Here is a 22,028-nt window from a genome sequence, read left to right on the forward strand (position 1 = left end):
CCTCATGCCGCGGGCGGTCGGGGCGTTCCGCAAAGCCGGCTTTGAGCTATTCCCCTTTCCTGTTCATCTCCGAAACCCGAGCGGCTGGGACGTGATGTGGAACAGTGATCGCAGCTTCGCGGAGAACTTGGGCAAGCTAGACATCTCTGCGCACGAATGGCTCGGCTTGGTCTACTACAAACTCAAGGGCTACTCGGCCGCATGGTTTCCGTCACCTCGCGAGACGGACGTTGAAGAACTACAACCGCCGCCCCGCGCGAGCGGAAAAGAAGCGTCGAACCAGCGGGCCAAATTCGACGTCACGTTGCTCTCGCGATCGCCGGGTGGCTCCGGTTCTTGACTTTGATCCAGGTCCTTTGAGCAGGCGGCGCGGTTAAGCCGGTGCGGCGCTTCGAGCGGCGGCGGGTGCCGGACTTTTGCCGAGGCCAGTGGCCTAGCTTGAATTAAAGCCGTTGCATAGTTTCACTTTTGTTCACTGTGCGCTCATGGCAAACGTATTCACCGGCCGGACCATTGTGGCAACACGTCGAAAGGAACTAAGCTCCTGGGGACCGAGTTGAAGGATGGCTTACCGTAACCTTGTCATGGCTCCCGATAAGTCGCCTCGCAAGCCCTCGTGCCTCCAATTCCGAATCGGCACGCTCATGGGCTGCGGTCTATCTTGGGGAACTCCGCAAGACATGAATTGAGGCCGCCTCACCCAGCGCTCTCTTTATCTCCGGACGGAGAACAACCCCCGGCCTGGCATTTCTCCGCCCCCGACAGGTTATGGGGGTGGTTAGGCCACCCCAGCACTGGCTCCCCCGCCGGACACCCCACAACGATGCGCGAATGCCCCACGCGCCATTATCCGTGCACTGGGGTACGCATTTTTTCTGGATTTCGAGATCGGATCGGTCAGAGTTCACTCATGATGCGCAATCTGTCCTTCAAGTGCCCGCGTTATGGCTTGAATGTGCAGTGTCGGCTAGACGCTGTGGACCAGATCGAGCGCGCTACCAATATCGGACAGTCGAATGCCCGGCGTGCGGATCATCGCACTTTTCCAAATAAAAGACTGGCAGGGTTGTGGGGCAAAAGATAGGACGGCCTCACTTGGCGGCCCCGTAGTTCTTCGTCCGGAGCACACAGGCCCGGCGATCGCCAAGAACATGGACCTATAATCCGCACAATCGGTGCCCCGCGGCTTTTGGAGAGGGATCGGCATTCACCCCGAAGTTAGTCGGCTGCGATAGGAAGCGGTCAACAGCATCTGAAAGATAGCGCGTGCAGCCGCATACCGGGCCGCAGCCAAGCTAGGCTCGCGCCCGGCCAAGACAAGGTTACCAAGGTGATCCGTAACTGACCACTGCCAGCTTCGGCGGCGGTGAGAAATCGAATGTTCAAAGACAGCAAAATCGCCGTCGGTCATGGTCCGAGCACCTTCGATCGCCTTGTTGAGAAAAAGGACAAGAACATACAGATTTTACACCATAACTTTGGGCTCATTTCAGAGTTCCAATCGGCCTGGCTGCACTCGAAGGCGTCGAGGTATAAAAGCGCTCCGCAGTACTCGACGATCTACGATCTTCATCTATATAGAATGCTACCGAAGATTTACTGAGCCGCGCATTGCCACAACAGGCTCTGCTGCAAGCCAACCGCGCTCTCACGAAAGCCCTTAATCGAATGTCACCCTCCTCAACCGACAGGATCGCGCTCTTCATCGATGGGGCCAACCTTTACGCTACTGCAAAAACGCTCGGGTTCGACATCGACTACAAGCGCCTGCTCAAGGAGTTTCAGAGCCGAGGCACCCTGCTTCGTGCGTTCTATTACACGGCGATCATCGAAGATCAGGAATACTCGTCGATACGTCCGCTGATCGATTGGCTCGATTATAACGGGTATTCCGTCGTCACAAAGGCGACCAAGGAATTCGTCGATGCCTCCGGCCGCCGCAAGGTGAAGGGCAACATGGACATCGAACTCGCGGTTGACGCCATGGAACTGGCCGAGAATATCGACCAGATGGTCCTGTTCTCAGGAGACGGCGATTTCCGCCCACTGGTCGAGGCGATGCAGCGCCGCGGCGTTCGCGTCACGGTGATCTCGACCATTTCGAGCCAGCCGCCGATGATCGCCGATGAGTTGCGTCGCCAAGCCGACATCTTCACCGATCTCAAAGAGTTACACTCTAGGGTTGGCCGCGACCCGTCAGAACGCCCGGCCCCACGTGAGCGCGGCGACCGGGAGGTGCGCGGCCATGTCCCGAAATTCTTGCAAGAAGTCAAAGGCAATGATCCTCAGCAGTAACACTCGTTGCGCTGCCTCTCTCGCGAAGCGGGTGCCCGTACCAGCCAGGCTGTAGCTGCTTGCGAGGCAGCACCCGACATTCCCACGGCACCATAACGCTATTGAGGACGATTGCGACGCGAGTTACCTGTTCACAGGCCGCGCTTTTTGCGGGCACCCTGCTTGGTCAGGCAAAGATGCCAAAGGTACGCCAGCGCAACCTCCCCGACCTTAGCCACGGCACAGGCGGCCTCGCTCTCCAAGTAACGCCGAACTTCTGGATCGTTTGTGACCTGCCACCGAAGTTTCATCCAGTAGCATTTAGAGTCCTGTTGGGTTTTACGCCGAGTGGCGCGGGTGGAGCAACGGGCGATTGGCGGAGCTGGTCGGGGTTGCGCGCTCGCCGTTGTAGTCAGCGACCCATGCAGCGAGCTTGCGCTTGGTGTCGTCGAGGTCGGAGAACAGCGTTTCATTCAAGAACCCGTCGCGCATCCGGCCGTTGAAGCTTTCGACAAAGGCGTTCTGGATTGGCTTGCCCGGCGCAATGAAGTGCCAGTGGATGGCGTTGTCCTTGCACCAGGCCAGCATCGCGTTGCAGGTGAACTCGGTGCCGTTGTCCGAGACGATCGATCCCGGCTTGCCGCGCCGGGTGACGATCGAGGTCAGCTCCCGTGCCACCCGCCGACCCGAGAGCGAGGTGTCCGCAATCGCACCCAGGCACTCCTTGGTGACGTCGTCGACAATGTTTAGGATGTCCGCCTTTTCACTAAGAACAGCCATGGCTGGACAAGCCGCTTCCCTGGATCGTCGAAGCCGCATTGAAGAACCGCGGCAAGCAGTTCGTGATCGACGGCGAGGCGGTGATCCTTGGCGTAGACGGCGCGCCAGATTTCAACGCGCTGCATTCGCGCCTGCACGACAGCAAGGTGCAACTCTATGCCTTCGATTGCGTAGGGCGACTAATGCGAGACCACCGCTGCCAATCCGAACGCTACTACGCAGGCGGCGGCTAAAGAGCATAGGGTAATCGTTATCTCTTTCGGCATGGCTTAATGACTCCGGTACTGGTCGGACGCACCGCACCCCCAGCATTATTGGAGGAGTACCAGAAACCGCGGCGGTCCAGAGCGCACGCCACGGGCTAGGGGCGTGCGAGCTTCTAACAACTTGCGCGCGCTGCGTGTTCCTCGCTCTTTGAGGCTGCCCGGCCGGCCTGTCGGCATATCTGCATGCCTCCACGCGAAGAGCAAGGCGGCCTTGGCCCAGAGCAGGTCACGTGCAGCGCCGTTGCCAATCCGTGCGCCGTCCAATCCAAAAGCGGCCGCCGAAGCCAAACTAAACCCGCCCTCGAAAATTCCCTTAGCCCGACCTTTTCGGCCAACCACGTGCAATGAGGTAATTTATCACCACCTGGGCCTCGGTTGAATGAACCTGGGCGTGTTGGCATAGACCCCGGAGAGAAGAAATCGGCCCCGGGTTGGGCCGGGGCCGAAGTTAAACGAGACGTGTGTTCCGCCCCGCGATCCAACTATCCTACGAGCACCTCGTTCCTCATGCGCGATCATTCCGGCGCTCCCCCTCGGCGACTTCGTTTTCAGCAATGAGGTGCGAGAGTGCTTCTGGCTGCATCAAACTCCGAGTGCGTTTGGCCGCTGGGCGATAGGTGAGTCCTCCAGGGGGCTGAATTAGCAGGACGACGGCGACCCGCGCTGTGCCGTGCGCGCCAGGACGCGCTGAACCGTACGGCCGTCCGCCGCCCGGTGCCGCGTGCGGTGGGATGCCCCAATTATTGAGGCTGGCGCGATGGCGCTCAGCGATGTTCCAAGGGCGCCGCTCACGTTTCCTGAGAGCTCCTGTAAACCGAAGCGTGGCCGATGCCGAGCGTTTTGGCGATTTCCGACGGACGGTGACCCTGCGCCCGCAGCTCGCAAACGTTGGCGGTGCCTATCGACGCTGGACGGCCCTTGTAGGCTTCAGCGGCCTTCGCTTCGCTATGCCTTCCAGAGGTTCACGGCCCATGCCGCGCGCGAGCCAGCCGAGCCCGGTGACCATCAGCATGTCGCCCGGGCGAAGAAGTCCAGAACCGTTTGAAGCTCCGTACGGCCTTCCCTGACGATACCAGCGCTTCTCCGACCGGATCACCTCGCATCCGGCCGCCTTCAACGCCGCGTGCTGAAACTCAGGGGCGGAGAAGATGACAGTGACCGCAATAACTTAGCGCCAAGGTGGAACTATATGGTGCTTTTTCATGCCTTAGAGGTTCTTTTGGGCAGGACAGCGCGGGCCGATCACTGCCGGCATCCTCAACGCTGCCGTCGGCCGGCGGAGAATTGCGGATAGCGCGCCCTGCTGCCTTTCGGCAATCCCACCAGCTCGAGCAATCGGCGACCGAGTCGTTGCGGTCTTCCGGCGAATAGGTACCGGCGATATCGAGCGGCTCAGCAATCCCAGCCGATCCACACACGTGGATTGAAGCGCGGCGTAAGGTCCTGAAACACAAATTGCAGCCGGGCGCGCAGGGCAGCCAGGCCGGCCTGGCCCGTAGTGCTGGGAATGTCGTGGTCGAACAGGGTCACGGTGCCGGTGGTTGACGGGATCAGTCCCACAAAGGATCCGTCCGATCGCGGTCTTGCCGGGTCGGGCCTCGCCGATCGGGCCAAGGGTCTTGCGGCGCCGGATTTCGAAATCGAGGCCGTTCAGCGCCTGCAAGATCGAGAGCCCCCCGGGCATGCTTGACCGGAAACGTCTTGCATAGATCGCGCATCCGGACGATCGTCTGCTCAGACATATTGTTCGCCAATGCGGCGACGCGCGGCGCGCAACGCGCCCGATTGCATGTCACTCACCGTCAGCATTAAGGCGGTCCCGTTCGACAGTAGGCCCGCGCAAAGGCGCAGCGCGGGCCGAAGCGGCAGCCGCGAATGGCCTCCTGGGGGTCCGGAATCCGCCCCGGGATCATGGTCAGCCACCTCGCCCCGCTGTCGAGTTTTGGCACCGCCTCGATCAGCCCGATCGTGTAGGGATGCACCGGTTGTCGGAACAATCGCGGACCGGTGCCTGCTCGGCGACGCGGCCGGCATACATCACAGCTACCGGCTGCACGAACTCCGCGATCACCCGAGATCATGCGTGATCAGGATCATCGACATGCCGCGCTGGTGGCGCAGCTCGCGCAACAACTCAAGCACCTGCGCCTGCACGGTCACGTCGAGCGCGGTGGTCGGTCGTCCGCGATCAGCAGCGCGACCCACAGGCGATCGCCATCGCAATCATCACCCGCTGCCGGATGCCGCCCGGACAGCCCGTGCCGAGGGTCGTCGGCGCGCCGCGCCACTTCGGGAATGCGCACCGGCGACAGCAGCTCGACCACGCTTTTGCGGGCGGTCGCGCCTGTGCATCGTTGGCCCGGAAGCGTGGCTTGACGCCGCGGCGGTAAAGTCGAAAGGACCGATAAGCGCCACCATCGCGCATGAGGGCGTTACATCGTATGGAGGCCGAGCGAGGTGAGCCACGGCGCGATTTCAGTGACCCAAACCACTCCGCCGCGGCCTGCCACATGCTACTTCTACGTGTGTTTTAAATGACATCCCTGCATTGTCCGCCCGAGCACCTGGCAAAGCGCTTCAGTTGCGCCTCTTAATGGCAAACCGAAGCAGCGCGGCGATCAGTTCGTTTTTGCCGCACGAGTCTATTTCCTGCGCACCAGCGGGCGTAATCCTGCTTTCGAGCTAATCAGCAAACAGCTCGGCGGGCTCCAATCGATGCCCCAATCAAACCTCCGCCGAACTCCACGGCATTCTGTACGCAACCTTAACGAGCTTTTCACTTGCCTGAACCATCAAACGGTAATATAATCAAATTCAGTTGAATTGCCCCTATCGCGATTCGTCTCGACACCTGCTACGGCGCAAAGTGAGATCTGACCGGTGTTGCATCGACGCAACCTTCTAGCTCTCCCGATCTCGTTGATATGCAGACCGGTCTGGGCACTCGGCTCCGGGCCGGAGATCTCGTCAGTCAAAGTCACCGTCGGTGGCCAGGCCTTCTTGCAATACGCTCCGCTGACTATTGCGGACAGGCTGGGCTATTTCAAAGATAGCGGCCTCAATGTTGAGATGGTCGACCTTCCCGGTGGATCCAAGGCCCTTGAGGCGCTTATCGCTGGTAGCGCTGATCTGACTGCCGGCGCCTTCGATCATACCATTCAGATGCAGGCGAGAGGCCAGCGCATCATCGGCATTGTCCTGTTCGGACGCCACCCCACCTTCGCTTTAGCGGTTCGCAATGACAAGGCCCTCGCATACCGCGGACCGAGCGATCTCAAAGGCATGAAGATCGGCGTGACAGCGCTCGGCTCCCAAACACAGTTCATGATCGAATATCTCGCTCGCGAAGCAGGCCTTGCGCCTTCGGAAATATCCTTTGTCAGTGTCGGCGGAGGATCTGGCGCCATTGCCGCGATCAGAAACGGCGCGGTCGATGGCGTGGTGACTGGCGAACCCGCCCTCACGGTGCTCACGTCGGCCGGCGACGCCAAGGTCGTGGCCGATACAAGGACGAATGAAGGCACGACCCGTATCTACGGAGGCCTCTATCCGTCCGGGACAATCTACGCCCGCTCAACCTTCATCGAACAAAATCCAAGAACGGTTCAAGCCTTCGCGCAGGCGATGGTGCGCGCCCTCTTCTGGATTAATCACGCGACCGCCGAGGACATTGCCGGAATCCTGCCTGTAGAATGGGTGAAGCCGGATCGCGACCTGTTTCTCGCATCGATCCGCGGAACGAGAGACATGTTCTCGCCAGACGGCCGGTTTAGTCTTGCGGAGGCAAATGTCGCACTTCATGTCCTCTCGATTGTCGACCCGCGCCTCCAGGGCGCGTCGATTGATCTTCCCGCCACGTTTACCAACACGTTTGTCGATGCGGCCAATGAGGCAATCCGAGTCAAATGAAGCGACCGATCGTGCGGCGAGCGTGGCAAATCTGATTTGAGAGTAGATTGTGGCACAACGCCCTCCTTCCACATCGGGCGCCCCGCGTTCGAGCGCCAATAAACGAGAGCGCAGAGCAGTTGCGAGCGACGAATCAGTGCGAATGGAGCCGCTTCACGCCACCCTTGCCAAGAAGCGCCGCAACATTCCGCTTCATCACCAGGTATTCCTGGTCTTGCAGGATGAGATTGCGGAACGCCGCTATGCACCCGGCGAGGCGCTCCCGGCCGAGGAGGATCTTGCGAAGCTGTTCGGTGTCTCGCGCGTGACGATCAGAGCCGCCATGGAGACGCTCGGGACACTCGGCCTCATCGAGCGGCGCCAGGGCGTCGGCACCTTTGTGCGTGAGCTCTCCAAACCTGAGCCTCTCACCGTGCCGATCATGGATCTGGCAGCGCGCAATAACGAGATCGTGCGCACGACCCGGGCCCGCGTTATCGCGTATGAGTTCACGCGGGCCCCCCGGCACGTCCGCAGCCATTTCGAGGCCGGTGCCGACGACATGTTCCAGCGAGCGGTCCGCATCCGATACATGCAGGATTCGCCCATCATGCAGGTCACGACCTACATTCCAGAAGCCATTGGCCGTCAGTTTGGACCAAGCGACATGGAAGGCGCATCCCTGTACGCCATCCTGCAACGTTTCGGCATCTCGTTCGCCTTCGGCGAGCAGGTGGTGTCCGCGGCGGCAGCCGATCCCATCGTCGCCGAGCGGCTCAACGTCGCCATCGGTGCACCGCTCCTGAAGGTGACACGTTTGCACTTTGATATGCAGCGACGTCCTATCCAGCATTTCGAACTTTTGGCGCCACCCGCCACTTATGAGTTACGGATGCCCCTTAAGGATTTCACGCGCTGAGCAATCATCGGGCGGAACTGCATCCTGCAAAGCAGATCCGGCCCGCTCATGAGGACTTTCCCGTTCGAAGCCAAACTTCCTTGTCACGTGGCGCGATCGGCCTCGGTCGTCATCACCAGGTTGCAGAAGAACACAGACGCTAGTGAGCAGATCGCGCATTGAATAGACATGACAGACAGACCGGCAAGCTCTCTTCCTCGGTTCAAATCGACCGTGCCCCATTATCTCGCCGGCCGGCCGAATTATGCCCCCGCGCTGCTTCGAATTGTCAGCGAGCAGCTGCAGCTTGTGGAAAGCGATCGGCTTCTCGATCTTGGCTGTGGGCCCGGCTGGCTGGCTGTCGCATTTGCTCCGCTGGTGGGAGCTGTCGTGGCGATCGATCCCGAACCGGCCATGCTGGAGGCCGCCCGCGCCGTTGCCGCCGCAGCCAATGCACGCATCGAGCTGGTTGAAGGAAGCTCATATGACCTTGGGCCGGATCTCGGCACATTCGACGTCGTCACCATAGGCCGCGCTTTTCACTGGATGGATCGAGCCGACACTCTGCGCAGGCTCGATACGTTGATCAATCCGGGCGGTGCCCTCGTGCTCTTCAACGACGTTCGCCCCGAAGTGCCGGAAAACAGCTGGTACAAGCTGTACAGCGAGTTGGTCGACAGCTACATGAACAGCGACAATTCCATTCCTTTGCAGCACCTGCGGCACGAGGCGGTCCTGCTCGAATCGCCGTTCGATCAGCTCATTCGGATTGGCGTGATCGAGCGACGCACCGTGCCGATCGCGCGCCTCGTCGATCGCGCGCTGTCGATGTCGACCTCGTCGCCCGAGCAGCTCGGCTCGCTGTCTGACCGGCTCGCGCAGGAAATGCTGACGCAAATGTCGCAATTCGCCATCAATGGCGATGTGGTGGAGGTTATCGAATCGCAAGCTTTGATCGCCCGGCGCAGCCCCGTACCCGCATGACGACACCAGTCAGCTTTGATGCGGGCGGTGCAGCGTGACGCTTCAATGTCGAAACGAAGCGAGGGCGGACGTTCGGGTCAGCCGGTTGCCGTCGCCGGCAGCAAGCGAACGCCAGCGACGCTGCAGGCCGCTTCGATCAGAAGGCGAACCGCGCGTGCGTCCCAATCGAGTTGCTCAGGCGTTTCTGTCCAATAATTCGAGAAGACATGCGCCGCATGCCGGGCCTTGACGCCGAGCCCCTCGATCGTTGTCGCCGGCATTGCCATGATGGCCCGTTCGATGGGATCAAGCGATGTCAAGATCGCCTCGATACGCTCCAGCGAGGCCCTCTCGACCTCCTCGCCATGGAAGCCATCAATGCGTATGGCAGCCGACGAAAGCGCTTCGTCTCGTTGCTGCAAAGTTGCGAGCTCTGCCGAAAGCGAATCGAACCTGCGGCCAAGCGCCAGCAGTACAGCATCGGGATCGCCCCCGGTGGTGCCTTGCGTGAGAATCGATTTGGAATGCTCGACTGCCACCTCCGGCCGAGGCGTATCATCGCGAGCCATTTTCGATCTCCGGTCAATCATCGGCGGCAACACCTGGAAGAGAGGCGTTCTGGCCGTACCACTATCAAAAGCCGCAGAGATCCTGTGGTCCGGCTCTGGTCTCGTATTCTGTTCGCTGGCACAAAAGATATAGCTCTGTCGTATCAACATCAATACAAGATGTGTTTCAGCCGCGTAATCAGGTCAGCGTGCAAATCGACGGCAGCCCGCTTCGGTTGCAATTTAAATTACTTTCGTGTGCGCTGGCATGGTCATCGATTGGACATCGGACGCCAAAGACCTTGTTGACAGCGCGGGCCTTCGAGCGGCCGGCCGATGGCAATCGCGGACGGTGAACCATGCGGCCCAATCGGGCCTGACGAACCGGCGCATGCGTTTCTTGCCCTCGACCACCGGAGCAACCTCCTTCGATCGTCGAGCGCCAATGTTCGGGAGCCCGTCGTACCAAGACACAAGCTCGGCGGACTGCCGCACCCGATGCCCCGGACTATTCCTTTTCGGGGGAAGCAGCTCGTCAGATCCTCCCCTGCGCCTCATTACACCACTGCGGTGGCCATCGACCAGCTACCGATTTTGGTAGTGCGCAAGCGCTGACCCTCCTCTGCCGGCCACGCCGAAGACGCGGTGGCAGCCCGTGTTCGGCTGAACGCGGGCTTGCGATGCCGATCCGAAGGATCGCCACGGGGTCCAGGCATCCACGCCCGTTGGCCCTCTCCTTGGACAGAAACCGAAAATGATGCAACGCGGGCTGCGGGACCGGCACGAGCCAGTGGTACCGGCCGGCAGCGTAGTGGTCATGCCAGGTCCGGTGGACCTGACTTGCATGCCGCGGAGGCGATCCCCGATTCAATGCAGGCGGCCCGTCGGCAGCTTTGGCATCATGTCCGCGTGGTTGAGTCGAGGCGTCCCGGAAGATCGATCAGATTGAAGCGGATCGCCTTGACGACCGCGACGGTCCGGCTGGTCGTGCCGAGTTTTCGCATCGCTTTCTTGACGTGAAAATTGACCGTATTTTCGCTGATGTTCAGGATCAGCCCGATATCCCACGCTGTTTTCCCTTCCGCGGTCCATCTCAGGCAATCACGCTCGCGGTCCGACAACCCGACGCTCTGTTTTACTGGTTGCGCCGGCTGAGCGATGGCCGCAAAGGCGATGTGGAATTGCCATGCAAGGACGTTGAGACGGTGCACGTTCTGGGCTGGCTCCGCGTCGTTAAACGTGGAGGCAAAGGACAGCACCGAGATCCGGCCCAATGGCCCGAATAACGGCACACTGACGCCGTGTTTCAGACCCGCCTCCCTGCTCTCCTCCATAACCAGTCGCTCATTGGGATTAAGCTGCTCGCGCTTGAGCAGATGATCCCACATGAACGGCTTCGAAAGCATCGGCGTCCGCCGAACCACGGGATCGCACTCGTGGTATTTCCGGTCGAAGTAGTGCTTGCGCCAATGCCACGGAAAGTTGATTGCGATCGCCGGCATCGGATGTCCTGGCAGACGGACCGGCTCGTTGTAGTTCAACGCTCCATAAGCAACCTGGCTGAAGCCTTGCTGACACGAACAATCGACGAGAAGCTCAAATAGCGCTGGAAGCGATTTCGAGCGGTTCGCACAGTCGATGAAGCTAAAGAGGTCCATTTCTACCTCGGTCGCAGATCGTTCTGCGCAATGCCAAGCCAGCGCGACTTTGAATTCCCGGATTCGGCTCAGCAGAACGGTCGACCGGTCACGTCCAACCTTAGGTAGAAGCTACCATCTCGCACATTTGCGTGCAATTGACGATCGCCGCGCTACAGCCCGCTGGCGTGGAAGCGCAGGTCCGATTGAACGCGGCACCCCGCAGTCCGCTTTTGGGACCGTTCAGCGGGAGGTCGACCCGCAAAGCCCTCCCATGTCAGTTCGTGCGGCCTTGAGGGCCGAGGCCGCTTTTGGAATCTTGTTCTCCGACCGATCCAACAGGCAAGGTCAAAGTTGCAAGCAATCCGGAAAACGAAGAAACAATGACCGACAATCAATGGTTGTTTATCTAGGTACGTTCCATCAAACGACAAAGCCGGAATTATGGCGCCTTCGCGAAATCGCCGGAAATCCTCGCCATGACCCAAATCCCTTCGCGCATCTCTCCCTCGCGGCCTTGCACAAGCGCCGGCGGTCCGGCGGTTCCATTAGCAAGCCGGTCCTACCTGATCCGGTAGCTCGCCATGCTGTCGATCGTCGAGCTAGTCTTCGAAGGATCAATGTCGCATCGCGATCGGACGAGCCTCATGCGCGCCATAGCTCTCACGTGGGAGACCGCTCATCAACATGGGGAGGCCTGGATCTCGCACCACCGACTTCGCTACCGAATGTTCGTCGAACGGCAGAAGTGGAATGTCCCGAGCTACCGACAGCTCGAATATGATCAGTTCGATACGCCGGCCGCGACCTACATCCTCGTCGTTGACGATCACAATCGAGCACTTGGAACCACACGACTGATACCGACGACGCGTCCCTACATGGTCGAGACGTTGTGGCCGGATCTCGTAGAAACCGCGCTGCCTCATCTGCCTTCGATCTGGGAGGCCTCGCGCTTTGGCTGCGATCGTGATCTCGGTCCTGACAACCGCCGGCAGGTCATCGCTCACCTGATCCAGAGCTGCGAAGAGTTCGGGCTCCTGAACGGCATCAAGCGCTATCTCGGCGTGATGCCAGCCTGGATCTTCACGCAAGTCATCGGTGCGCATGGCTGCCCTGTCACCTTTCTCCGACCGCGACCAGCGCTCAGCGGTCATAAAATCGAAGCTGCCTATATCGACGTATCGCTGTCGATCCTCGATAAAGTGCGCCGGCACACGGGCTTGAACGAAGCCTTGATTAAACTGAATTCGTCGCCGGATGCCGCCATCCCGCCTGTTCCAGACGAAGAGGACTGCCCGAGGAGGACGACGAACACATTCGGTCCAGCGGCGCAAACAAGCCATCCATAGCAAGCCGTGAGCGCTGGGAGGAGCAGGCAAGCTCCCACTGCCAGGTGCCGATGCACCTGGCAGTGCATGTCATTCCATTGCATTGCGGCTAACACGCATTCTGAACGATGCCACCACCTTTGGCCGCCACGAAGTTCAGGCGGCCGTCCGTCTTCCGTCGGTCCGATCAGCGTTCTTTCGCCAAAGAAATGAGCCGATCGCATGTCCGGTGCGGCGGCAACAACAGCGCCTGGTCCAATCTGCTTCAGACCGGCCTGTCACCTTTGTTTACTGTCAGGGTCCGGTTGTCGGCCGCCGGTAACATCCTGGCCGGATCACGGGTGACGATGATATCAAGCACCGTCGGCGAGCCGGTGTTGGCCAGCGCCTCTCGAAGAGCGGGTTGCAACTCGTCAGGGTCAGTGACCCGGCGCCCATGGCATCCCATCGCACGTGCAATGGCGGCGTAGTCGAACTCGACCAGGTCGGAGGATTGATAGTTTCCGGGGCCATACACGGCGTGCTGGAGGGCCTTCACATATCCGGATGCGGCATTGTTGAAGACACAGGTCACAAAGTTAGCGCCAAGGCGCCTTGCCGTCTCGAGCTCGCCCATCGACATGTTGAATCCCCCGTCACCGGTCAGGGCGACCACGCGACGGTTCGGGCCGGCGCCGAGTTGCGCGCCAAGGCCACCGGGAACGCCATATCCGATGGACGCGAAACCACGGTCTGCCACGAAGCCTCGGCCGGCTCGCTTGGTATCAAACAGCAGACCGCCCCAATGCGCCGCAAAGCCGCCGTCCGCGACGAGAACCGCATCCTCGGGCAAGACATCGTTCAGCTCCCCCATGACACGGCCGATATTGATCGGCACCTCGCGAGACTGGAGGCGGTCGGCCGCCGACTGCCGCCAGGAACTCATGCGCCGCGGAATTTCGGCAACATAGTCAGACCGATCGACAACGCAGTCCGTGTTTTCCTTCAGAGCCACTGTCAGATCCTGCAATGCAAGGCGTGCGTCCCCGACGAGCGCGATCGAGGTTCGGGTGGTACGCCCGATCTCCTCCGGCAAGATATCAATGTGGATCACGGTCTTTCCTGATCCGATCAGCTGAAACCGCCTGGTTGCCACCTCGCCCAGCTTGCACCCGACCACAATAAGACAATCCGATGCCTCGATGAGCTCGTTCGCGATACGCGAATAGCGTCCGAACAGACCTGCCGAAAGGGGATGTGTGCAGGCGATCGCCCCCTTCCCCGACATCGTGTGAGCCACCGGAATTCGGTGCCGCTCCGCAAGCGCGCGGAGAGCATCATAAGCACCGGAAAGATGAATGCCGCCGCCGACCAGGATCAGCGGGCGCGCGGCCGCGGCGATGTTGTCCGCAGCGCGAAGCACGTCATCGGCATCGGGCCGGGACCGGCGGGCCTGCGCTGTCATGGTTTGCCGGTCCGCCCAGAAATCGGCGGCATCAAACGCGATCTCGGCATGCGTGATGTCCTCCGGCAGGTCCAGCAGGACGGGGCCCGGCCGCCCCGAGGTTGCGACTGCAAAGGCGCGGCGCACGAGCTCCGGGATGCGCTTGGGAACCTCGACGCGAATGACCTCCTTCACGACAGGACGCAGGATTTCCAGCTGCCGGGCCTCCTGCGTCATGTTCTTCCAGGAGTGCTCCCGGTGCGTATTGCCCGTGATCGCGATTAGCGGAATGCCGGCATTGAAGGCTTCCGCCAATCCGGTCACGAGATTGGTGGCGCCTGGTCCGAGGGTCGCATCGACGACCGCAGGCCGGTTGGTGACCCGGGCATACGCATCCGCTGCAAAGGCGCCGCTGCGCTCGTCGTTGATCAATGCGTGCTTCAGTCCCAGAACACGGCACGCCTCATAAAATGGCAACAGCTGAAAGCCTCCCATTCCGAACAGCGCGTCCACTTCGTAGAGCTTAAGCATCTCACCCAGCGCGCGGCCGCCGGTCATTGTCCGTTGTGCATTGAGCCGTGTCGGATCGATCGTCTGGTTCACTGGTCACTCCTCTTCCCTTTACCCATGCCTCTGCCAAGCGTGCGACAAAGGCTCTGCTCGAGATGCCCCGCTCGCCGCCAAGCGCAATTGCGCTGCGATTGAGATGCGTGATGAATCCATCCAGATAGGTTGACCGCCCGTCGCCGATGCGGGCGCTCCAAGCGCTCACGGTTGCGGCCGGGATCTCCAGCTCATCGAGCGCGCCAAGTCGCGAAATGCCTGCTCCGTCCGCGCCCACGTCCGCGTCATTGTAGACGACTGCAAAGACCCGATTCTTGATGGCGCGATCGCTTCGGCCGCCCAGCAATCCTCCGTGGGAGCCCGTCAACACGATCGATCGCGAGTCCCGCTCACTGACCAGCGAATTGGAGTCGATCGCCACGACGGGCACAGGAAGAAAGTCTTCGATCTCGAACCGGACCTGGTCCGGTGCGAATTGTGCCTCTCGTCGCACGGAGGGATCGCGCGAATGCCGCGGAATCATCGTGCTCCGGGCCTCCATGACTTCGGATGCAAAAGCCAGCGTTCTCAGGTGCTGGCGGTCGAGAGCGGCCTGTAGCATCGCGGCGGCATCGGATGCCGGCATGCCGGCCCTGATCCCGATCCGCCGCGCAGCGTCATTCACGACAGTCAGAATGCCTCGTGACATGCAGTCGGCGCCGTCGCCGATGCGCGCCGAAGCGTGGCCTATGGCGGCGGCAGGGATCTGATGCTGGTCGAGAAACGAAAGCCCGGCGACGCCGGCACGTTCGCGCCCAATCCCGGCGTCGCAAAAGATCGCACCTTCCACTGCAGCTGCGAGGGCGCAGTGGGCTGAATAGAGCCCACCATGAGATGCCGCGATAACTGCCTTGCCGCTGCAGCCCGGTGGCAATTGGGTAATGCTGTCGGCCACGATACTCGGCATGGTCATACCGTCGCGACCGGCGTCACCGGCGAGCCGACTGCGCCGGGCAATCGAAGCGGCGGCGCGGTCAGCAAAAACCGCGTGCGGCGATGCTTCCTGAGCCACCGGTTGAGATCGCCGAGCAGCCAGAGTTCGCCGAGTGGAATACCAAGCTTGAAAAGGCAATGATGGTGGAGGGGAACGAAGGAACGTTCCCCTTCGGTTGTAGTCCTGGCAGGGATCTGCTCCACGGCATAATTGTCCGCAGCGATGGCTGCGATGCCGCTGTCCGTGATCCACTGCAGCAGCCGTTCATCCGCGCCATCGAGTACGGCACAAGAGGTGTGAATCCGCTCCGGATCGGGCCGGCGGTTCATCTCCAGCAGGATTTGCGCAAATCCGGTGTGCAGGCAGAGGATGTCTCCCTGCTCGATGGCGATGGCATTTGTTTCGAGCACCTGCATCAGCGCGTCGTAGCCGACCAGCGTTCGCTTCTGTCCGAACGCGCCTTCGAGGTCGATCATCACCGCGCGGCCCTGGATACAGGACTGCGCCATATGGGCGATGCCGAGAGCTGTTGTTGCCTGTTGCTCCCGCTGGGAAGCATCCTCGGCATCGACGGTGCCGCGAAAGCCGTTGTAGTAGACGGACTCCAGTATGCCGTCGCCGTCAGCATCGAAGAAGGCCCCGACATGGGCCAGGCTGTCCCACTGTGTCGAATATTGCGTGTAGAGAAGGACCGCATCGTCGCAGCCGCAATCGAAGAAGTGAGGCCCCTCTCTCCTGAAGCTGTAGTTGAAGAACTCCTGCCCGTGACGTCTCGTCGGCATCAGCTTCGGCGGAAGCCGATGAGGCGCAAGCACCTGGCCGCCGGGATAATCCAGGGGCAGACTGAGACAGAAGGTCAAACCTTCTCTCGCTTCAGCGAGACCTTCGCGAACTTTCTGCGGAGTGAGGAGATTGAGGCGGCCCAGACGGTCGTCATCTCCAAACTCTCCCCAGTTGGAACCTTCGGGTCGATTGATCCAACGCCGCATGAAGTCTCCAGATGTTCGCCAACTGTCAATTAATCGCGATCAAATGAATCCGATTGATAGCCACGGCACCGACGCGACCAGCACGATGCCAGCCAGGAGCGCGAGCAGATAACCCCAGATCGGACGCATGCCTTCGTCAGGTCTTACACGCCCGATGGCGCAGGCAGCGTAGTAGCCGACGCCAAACGGCGGCGCGAACAGGCCAAGCCCCATCGAGAGGATTGCAACCATCGCGTATTGGACCTCATGAATTCCAAGCTCACGCGCGATCGGAAACAGCAAGGGGCCGAACAGAACGATGGCGGGGATGCCCTCGAGCACGGTGCCCAGCGCGATGAACACCAGGATGGAGACGGCCATGAAGGTGCCGGCGCCGCCCGGCAGGTTTGCCATGGACCTTGCCAACATCTGCGAGAAGCCGGATTGGGTCAGCGCCCAACCCATCGCGGTTGCCGTACCGATAATGAACAGGATGGCGCCCGAAAGGACTGCGGTGTCGACCAATTTCGGCAGCAGCAATCGCCACGGAAACTTCCGATAGACCAGGAGCCCGATCAGCATCGCGTAGACCACACCGATGGTCGACACCTCGGTTGCCGTTGCGATGCCTTCCATGACCGCGGCACGAATGACGAATGGAAGCGCCAGCGCCGGCAGACCAGCGACAAGGGCCCGTCCGATCTCACCTCGGCTGGCACGCCGCACACCGGAGAGGTCTTCATTCCGGTAGCGGTACATCACCATTCCGCACAGGATGATCGCCAGCACCAGCGCCGGCAGCAAGCCGCCCGTAAACAAGGCGGCAATGGAGACACCCGTGACCGAGCCGAGCGTGATGAGCACGAGGCTCGGCGGCACGGTTTCGGTCTGGGCCCCGGTGGCAGCCAGCAGCGCCACGAGGTCGCCTGCTCTTGCTCCGCGCGCGCGCATCTCGGGGAACAGGACCGGGGCGACCGCGGCCATGTCGGCGGCTTTTGCGCCCGAGATTCCGGACACCAGGTACATTGCTCCGATCAGGACATAGGAGAGCCCTCCCCTGACATGTCCGAGCAGACTAGCCAGGAATTGCACCATGGCCCGCGCCATCCCGGTCATCTCGATCAGCATGCCAAGAAAGATGAACAACGGCACCGAGAGCAGAATGAGATGTCCCATTCCTTCATTGATGCGGCCGACAACGACCAGCATCGGGGCGTGAGTTGCAACGGAGACATAGGCGAAGGTCGCCAGGCCGAAGGCGAACGCAATCGGAACGCCCGCAAGCACCATCGCGAAGACAAATCCGACAAAGAAAATGAGAAGATTGAGGTAGCCAAGACCGGTAAAGAGAGGTGCAAGCCAGCCAATCACCGCGACCGCCAGCACCACGATCGAAACCGCCATGGCAGAACGTCGCAGATCTGTCGCTTGCAAAAGCCGCATCAGGCCGAACAGAGCCATCAGTCCAACTCCGGTCGGCAGCGCCGCGGCTCGCCAGGAGCTCGGAATCTCGAGCGCCGGGGTCAACATCAGATGCTGTTCATAGACCAGATCGACGGACGCCGGCAGAATCAGCACGAGAAACGCAACGGAAAGCGAGGTGCATATCGCCTCCAGATGGCCCTTTGCGGCGGGCGCGAGCCTGTCCATGAGCGCTGTCATGCTCATATGCTCGCCCCGTCGGAAGGCCAGCGCCGAACCAAGCAGTGCGAGCCAGGCGAACAGGATTGAGGCGACCTCGTCGGACCACAGAAGCGGGGTACGAAGAGCGTAGCGCGCAACAATGCCCGCGAACAGGATCACGATCTCGATGGCGACCAAAGCTGCAGTGGTCAATTCGACAATGCGAGCTAGCGCCTGTTCGATATCTCGGGCCCACGCCGCTATTCCACTGTCGCTTGTTTTGCGCGACCCGGCATTGATGACATGGTCCATGTGGATCATGAGAGCTTCCTTCCGGTGCTCGTCTCAAGCAACGTCCAGGCTTGCTCACCAAAGCGGTGTTTCCATTCGTCGTAGAACCCCTTCGAACGCAGGGTTTCCTGGAATGGCTCGGGCTGTGTCTCGTTGAAGATGAGGCCGCGGCCCGCGAGCGTATCCTGTAGCTTCAGGTTGAGGCGCTCCACCTCGGCGCGCTGCTCGACGGCTTGTTCGTTCAGGGTCTGAACCAGGATGTTGCGGACATCTTCGGGCAGACCGGTCAATGTGCGCTTATTGGCAAGAAGCCAGAAACCGTCCCACATATGGTTGGAGAGCGAGCAATATTTTTGCACTTCATAGAGCTTGGCGCTCTCGATGCTGACCAGCGGCGTCTCCTGACCATCCACCACCCTGGTCTGCAGGGACGTGTAGACTTCTCCCCAATTGATGCTGGTCGGTGCGGCTCCAAGGGCCTTGAACATCGACGTCCAGAGCGGGCTGACCGGAACGCGAATCTTGAAGCCTTGAAGGTCGGCAGGAGTCCGGATTGGCTTGGCGCTCGAGGTGATCTGCCGGTAACCGCCGTTCCATATGCGATCGAGCGTAACAACGTCAAACTTGTCGATCGCCGCGCGGACGTACCCGCCGAGCGATCCGTCCATCGCTTTCCAGACATCAGCGTAGTCGGGAAACGCAAAGCCGATACCGTTGATGGCTGCGACGGGAACGACCGACGCTAGCACCAGCCCCGAGATCGTATAGAGGTCGATGGCGCCGGCTCTTAGCTGCGTAAGCATGTCCATCTCGGAACCGAGCTGGCTGTTCGGGAAGATCATGATCTCGACGCGACCATTGGTCCGCGTGCGTATCTTCTCGGCGGCGGCGGCAATGTTGCGCGTAAGCGGATGATCGGCGCTGACATCGCCGGCGTATTTGAGCGAGTACTCGGCCGCGCTGGCCTGGCGCATTCCAATGAAGGGGCAGGCAATTGTCCCGAGCCCTGCGGCTGCGAGAAAACCTCGACGGTTCAGCTTGTACATGGCGTCCTCTCCCGATCCGAAGGCGTAAAGCCGACTGTGTTGAAATCTGAAGCTTCAGGACTTGAGGCTGGTCTGCCGGCAGCGCGGGCAAACCCGCGCTGACCGATGAGGACACGCGGCGTGGGCACCGCATCGGCGCGCACGCCCACCGCGCAATTCGGCTGCATAGCTCAAGACGAGGGCTGGCATCGCCACTCAACCTCCGTTTGGTTTCCTCAAGTTCGTTCCATCTGGCGGAACGATTGTTTCTGTTATATGAAACAACTATAGAGGCGCGGCGAAGTTGTCAAACAGGACTTCAGCGTGACCGCTCCGAGTGCTATCGGAGCAAAAAGGTGCCAAACGAAATGGGAAAGATGGAACAGGTCGACGTAGCGGAGGACGCTGAAAAGTCCGGCGAGGTCGCCGCGGTCAAAACCATCGATCGAGCGGCCCGGCTGCTTTCGGCGCTAGCGCGCGACGGCACTCAGGGCACGATGCTGAGCGAACTCGCGCGTCGAACGGGATTGGGCAAAGGAACGGTTCATCGCCTGCTTGGGGCATTGAGTGACGTCGGCTACGTAAGTCAGGATGCCGCATCACGCCGTTATCGTCTCGGCGTCGGACTCGAGTTGTTGTCGGGAACGGCCCGCCATGGGCGCGTGGCGGCGCTCGCGAGCCCGCTTCTGGAACGCATCGCTGGCGTGACAGCCGATACCGCCTTTGCCTCCGTCCGGGATGGACTTGCTGCCGTTTGCGTCGGTCGGGAGGTGGGATCCTTTCCCATTCGCACGCTCTCGCTGGACGTCGGAAACCGACGGCCGCTCGGGGTTGGCTCAGGCAGCCTCGCCTTGCTCGCTTTTCTCCCCAATGCCGAGATCGACAAGGTAATCAGCGGCAATCAGCGATGGCTCGCCGAGTATCCGAAGTTCACGGCTGGCGACTTGTGGACGGCAATCGCGGAGACCCGCCGCTACGGATTTTCGTTCAATGATGGGCGGGTGGTTCAGGGCATGAACGCCGTTGGCGTTCCCGTGCTTGATACGAATGGCCGGCCTATTGCAGCGCTCAGCGTCGCCGCTATCGCAGAGCGTCTGCGTGGAGACCGCATTATCGAGGTTGCGAGCCTTCTCCAGCGGGAGGCCGCCGAACTGGCGGCAGTGCTTCATGCCGGCTCGAGGGAGGCCGAGCAACGCCGGGGAGCGCTCGCAGCGACAGCGGAGCCGGACGGCGCGCCGGCACGCCGGGGAAGTCGCAAGGCTTGATGATGGCGTCCAATCGCTCCCGGAAGAGCATGACATTGAGGCGCGGCACGGGCTCGCCACGTCCATGAGTCCTGTGGGGATGAGACGACGCTGCGATCCCGGCGGGATCCGCTCCCATGAGCGGAAGATCCGGGTCAAATGATGCTGGCGCGGCGTTTCGCGCCGCGTCGATGGAAAATCCGGCCTGTTTTCGTCGGGCACGGCCGAATGGAAAGGTTCGCTGGCTGCGACGATCCTGGAATCAGCGGCCAACGCAGCTTTTGCCGCCATCAACCGGCAGGCAGACGCCGGTGATGTAGGCCGCATCATCGGACGCGAGAAACAGCGCAGCGCGGGCGACATCCCACGCGTCCCCCATACGTCCCATCGGACTTGCCGCATGACGCGCCTTCATCATGGCGTCGGTGTCCTCGTAACGGCCTGCGATCTGCGTCCGGATCAGCGGCGTATCGATGACGCCGGGCAAAACCGCATTGGCGCGCACGCCACTGGCTGCATACTGTACCGCCATGGCGCGGGTGAAATGATTCAATCCCGCCTTGGCCGCGTAGTAGGAAATGTACGGATAGCTATTGATCTGAATGGAGGCGAGGGAGGACACATTGACGATCGCGCCGCTCCCCTGTGCGAGCATGGTCGGCAGCACGTGCTTGCACGTGAGAAACGCGCCGGTCAGGTTGGTGTCGATGACCTGACGCCAACTCTCCTCGCTGGCTTCAATCACGTCGCCCATCGACGTGATGCCGACATTGTTATGCAGGATGTCAATCGTGCCGAAGGCGTCAACCACCTGCCGGACAACATTGGCCACCGCTTCGGCTGATGTCACGTCTGCCGCCAGAGCAAGGCTTCGTCCGCCCTCCCCGCCAATGAGGTCGTGAGTCTCTTTCGCCGCGGCGAGGTGAAGATCGACCGCTGCAACAGCCGCCCCCTCGCGGGCATAAAGTACGGCCGCCGCTTTGCCATTTCCCCAGCCAGGACCCGACGACCCGGCACCGAAGACAAGCGCGACCTTGCCCTGCACCCGTCCTTGAGCACGAGCTGCACCGCGCGCCAGTGAAACGGTCGCATCGGACCGAGGCTGGGAAGTCATGAGCTCCTCCAAATTTTCAACCGTACCACATGGCGGAACACTTGTTTCCGTTATGCGAAAGGATTGCAAAACGGAGAGGAGCCTGTCAAGCGCACCGCATACAACTACAGGTGTTACAACTCCAAGGTCGGTCCGGACGGAGCAGCACGTCAGACAGTGGCGACCGGCGTTACCGGCGAGCCAACAGCGCCAGGCAAGCGCAGCGGCGGCGCCGTGAG

The 22,028-nt window shown here is 61.0% G+C and carries 18 protein-coding genes and 2 pseudogenes; 8 read left to right on the forward strand and 12 right to left on the reverse strand.

The window, feature by feature from the left end; translation table 11 throughout:
• Positions 1 to 340: YdcF family protein (locus WA702_RS02820; protein ID WP_425109005.1), on the forward strand; the 340-nt coding region annotated here is incomplete at its 5' end.
• Positions 341 to 1,668: 1,328 nt separating this feature from the next.
• Complete coding sequence (locus WA702_RS02825) at positions 1,669 to 2,295, forward strand: NYN domain-containing protein (RefSeq protein ID WP_425109020.1); 627 nt, start codon at positions 1,669 to 1,671, stop codon at positions 2,293 to 2,295.
• A gap of 375 nt (positions 2,296 to 2,670) precedes the next feature.
• On the opposite strand, the pseudogene WA702_RS02830 reads toward WA702_RS02825, so the two are convergent.
• A pseudogene (locus WA702_RS02830) lies at positions 2,671 to 3,027 on the reverse strand (integrase core domain-containing protein); the annotation flags it as partial.
• A gap of 65 nt (positions 3,028 to 3,092) precedes the next feature.
• Here WA702_RS02830 and WA702_RS02835 point away from each other — a divergent pair.
• On the forward strand, positions 3,093 to 3,287 hold the full coding sequence (locus tag WA702_RS02835) for a hypothetical protein (protein WP_425109006.1): 195 nt from the start codon (positions 3,093 to 3,095) through the stop codon (positions 3,285 to 3,287).
• A gap of 821 nt (positions 3,288 to 4,108) precedes the next feature.
• Here the strand turns inward: WA702_RS02835 and WA702_RS02840 are convergent.
• From WA702_RS02840 to WA702_RS02850, 3 genes and pseudogenes are all read right to left on the reverse strand, one after another.
• A complete protein-coding gene (locus tag WA702_RS02840) occupies positions 4,109 to 4,222 on the reverse strand; it encodes a hypothetical protein (protein ID WP_425109021.1) in 114 nt (37 codons plus the stop codon).
• A 490-nt stretch (positions 4,223 to 4,712) separates the two neighbouring features.
• Entirely contained in the window at positions 4,713 to 4,880 is a 168-nt protein-coding gene (locus WA702_RS02845; protein WP_425109007.1) for a hypothetical protein, read from the reverse strand.
• A gap of 248 nt (positions 4,881 to 5,128) precedes the next feature.
• Positions 5,129 to 5,568 (reverse strand): annotated as a pseudogene (locus tag WA702_RS02850) (oligopeptide/dipeptide ABC transporter ATP-binding protein); the annotation flags it as partial.
• A gap of 632 nt (positions 5,569 to 6,200) precedes the next feature.
• Here WA702_RS02850 and WA702_RS02855 point away from each other — a divergent pair.
• The 3 genes from WA702_RS02855 (at position 6,201) to WA702_RS02865 (ending at position 9,090) form a co-directional block, all read left to right on the forward strand.
• Positions 6,201 to 7,229 carry an ABC transporter substrate-binding protein gene (locus WA702_RS02855; RefSeq protein WP_425109008.1) on the forward strand — a complete coding sequence of 343 codons (1,029 nt, stop codon included), beginning with the start codon at positions 6,201 to 6,203 and terminating at the stop codon, positions 7,227 to 7,229.
• A gap of 142 nt (positions 7,230 to 7,371) precedes the next feature.
• Positions 7,372 to 8,127, forward strand: a complete 756-nt coding sequence (locus WA702_RS02860; RefSeq protein WP_425109009.1) for a GntR family transcriptional regulator — start codon at positions 7,372 to 7,374, stop codon at positions 8,125 to 8,127.
• 213 nt (positions 8,128 to 8,340) lie between these two features.
• Positions 8,341 to 9,090 (forward strand): class I SAM-dependent methyltransferase, encoded by a 750-nt coding sequence (locus WA702_RS02865; protein ID WP_425109010.1) that lies wholly within the window; start codon positions 8,341 to 8,343, stop codon positions 9,088 to 9,090.
• Between the two features lie 77 nt (positions 9,091 to 9,167).
• Here WA702_RS02865 and WA702_RS02870 read toward each other — a convergent pair whose 3' ends face one another.
• Both WA702_RS02870 and WA702_RS02875 read right to left on the reverse strand, forming a co-directional pair.
• Complete coding sequence (locus WA702_RS02870; protein WP_425109011.1) at positions 9,168 to 9,791, reverse strand: hypothetical protein; 624 nt, start codon at positions 9,789 to 9,791, stop codon at positions 9,168 to 9,170.
• A 725-nt stretch (positions 9,792 to 10,516) separates the two neighbouring features.
• Complete coding sequence (locus WA702_RS02875) at positions 10,517 to 11,275, reverse strand: helix-turn-helix transcriptional regulator (protein WP_425109012.1); 759 nt, start codon at positions 11,273 to 11,275, stop codon at positions 10,517 to 10,519.
• 563 nt (positions 11,276 to 11,838) lie between these two features.
• Here WA702_RS02875 and WA702_RS02880 point away from each other — a divergent pair.
• On the forward strand, positions 11,839 to 12,606 hold the full coding sequence (locus WA702_RS02880; RefSeq protein WP_425109013.1) for an acyl-homoserine-lactone synthase: 768 nt from the start codon (positions 11,839 to 11,841) through the stop codon (positions 12,604 to 12,606).
• Positions 12,607 to 12,850: 244 nt separating this feature from the next.
• Here WA702_RS02880 and WA702_RS02885 read toward each other — a convergent pair whose 3' ends face one another.
• Genes WA702_RS02885 through WA702_RS02905 form a run of 5 tightly spaced genes read right to left on the reverse strand, consistent with a single transcriptional unit; the run spans position 12,851 to position 19,473 of the window.
• A complete protein-coding gene (locus tag WA702_RS02885; protein ID WP_425109014.1) occupies positions 12,851 to 14,611 on the reverse strand; it encodes a thiamine pyrophosphate-binding protein in 1,761 nt (586 codons plus the stop codon).
• On the reverse strand, positions 14,541 to 15,623 hold the full coding sequence (locus WA702_RS02890) for a hypothetical protein (RefSeq protein ID WP_425109015.1): 1,083 nt from the start codon (positions 15,621 to 15,623) through the stop codon (positions 14,541 to 14,543). The genes WA702_RS02885 and WA702_RS02890 overlap by 71 nt, the downstream gene beginning before the upstream one ends.
• Positions 15,521 to 16,534: a cyclase family protein gene (locus tag WA702_RS02895; RefSeq protein WP_425109016.1), complete on the reverse strand. Its 1,014-nt coding sequence runs from the start codon at positions 16,532 to 16,534 to the stop codon at positions 15,521 to 15,523. Before WA702_RS02895 ends, WA702_RS02890 begins: the two co-directional genes overlap by 103 nt.
• 39 nt (positions 16,535 to 16,573) lie before the next feature.
• Positions 16,574 to 18,448 (reverse strand): TRAP transporter large permease subunit, encoded by a 1,875-nt coding sequence (locus tag WA702_RS02900; RefSeq protein WP_425109022.1) that lies wholly within the window; start codon positions 18,446 to 18,448, stop codon positions 16,574 to 16,576.
• 5 nt (positions 18,449 to 18,453) lie between these two features.
• Positions 18,454 to 19,473 (reverse strand): TRAP transporter substrate-binding protein, encoded by a 1,020-nt coding sequence (locus tag WA702_RS02905; protein ID WP_425109017.1) that lies wholly within the window; start codon positions 19,471 to 19,473, stop codon positions 18,454 to 18,456.
• A gap of 356 nt (positions 19,474 to 19,829) precedes the next feature.
• Here WA702_RS02905 and WA702_RS02910 point away from each other — a divergent pair, with 356 nt between their 5' ends.
• A complete protein-coding gene (locus tag WA702_RS02910) occupies positions 19,830 to 20,717 on the forward strand; it encodes an IclR family transcriptional regulator (protein WP_425109018.1) in 888 nt (295 codons plus the stop codon).
• Positions 20,718 to 20,958: 241 nt separating this feature from the next.
• Here WA702_RS02910 and WA702_RS02915 read toward each other — a convergent pair whose 3' ends face one another.
• The gene (locus tag WA702_RS02915) at positions 20,959 to 21,810 is read right to left on the reverse strand and encodes an SDR family NAD(P)-dependent oxidoreductase (RefSeq protein ID WP_425109019.1); all 852 of its coding nucleotides are present in this window, start codon (positions 21,808 to 21,810) and stop codon (positions 20,959 to 20,961) included.
• Positions 21,811 to 22,028 lie beyond the last annotated feature (218 nt).

The sequence above is a fragment of the Bradyrhizobium sp. genome (genome assembly GCF_049798375.1).
In the GTDB taxonomy this organism is placed as follows: Bacteria; Pseudomonadota; Alphaproteobacteria; order Rhizobiales; family Xanthobacteraceae; genus Bradyrhizobium.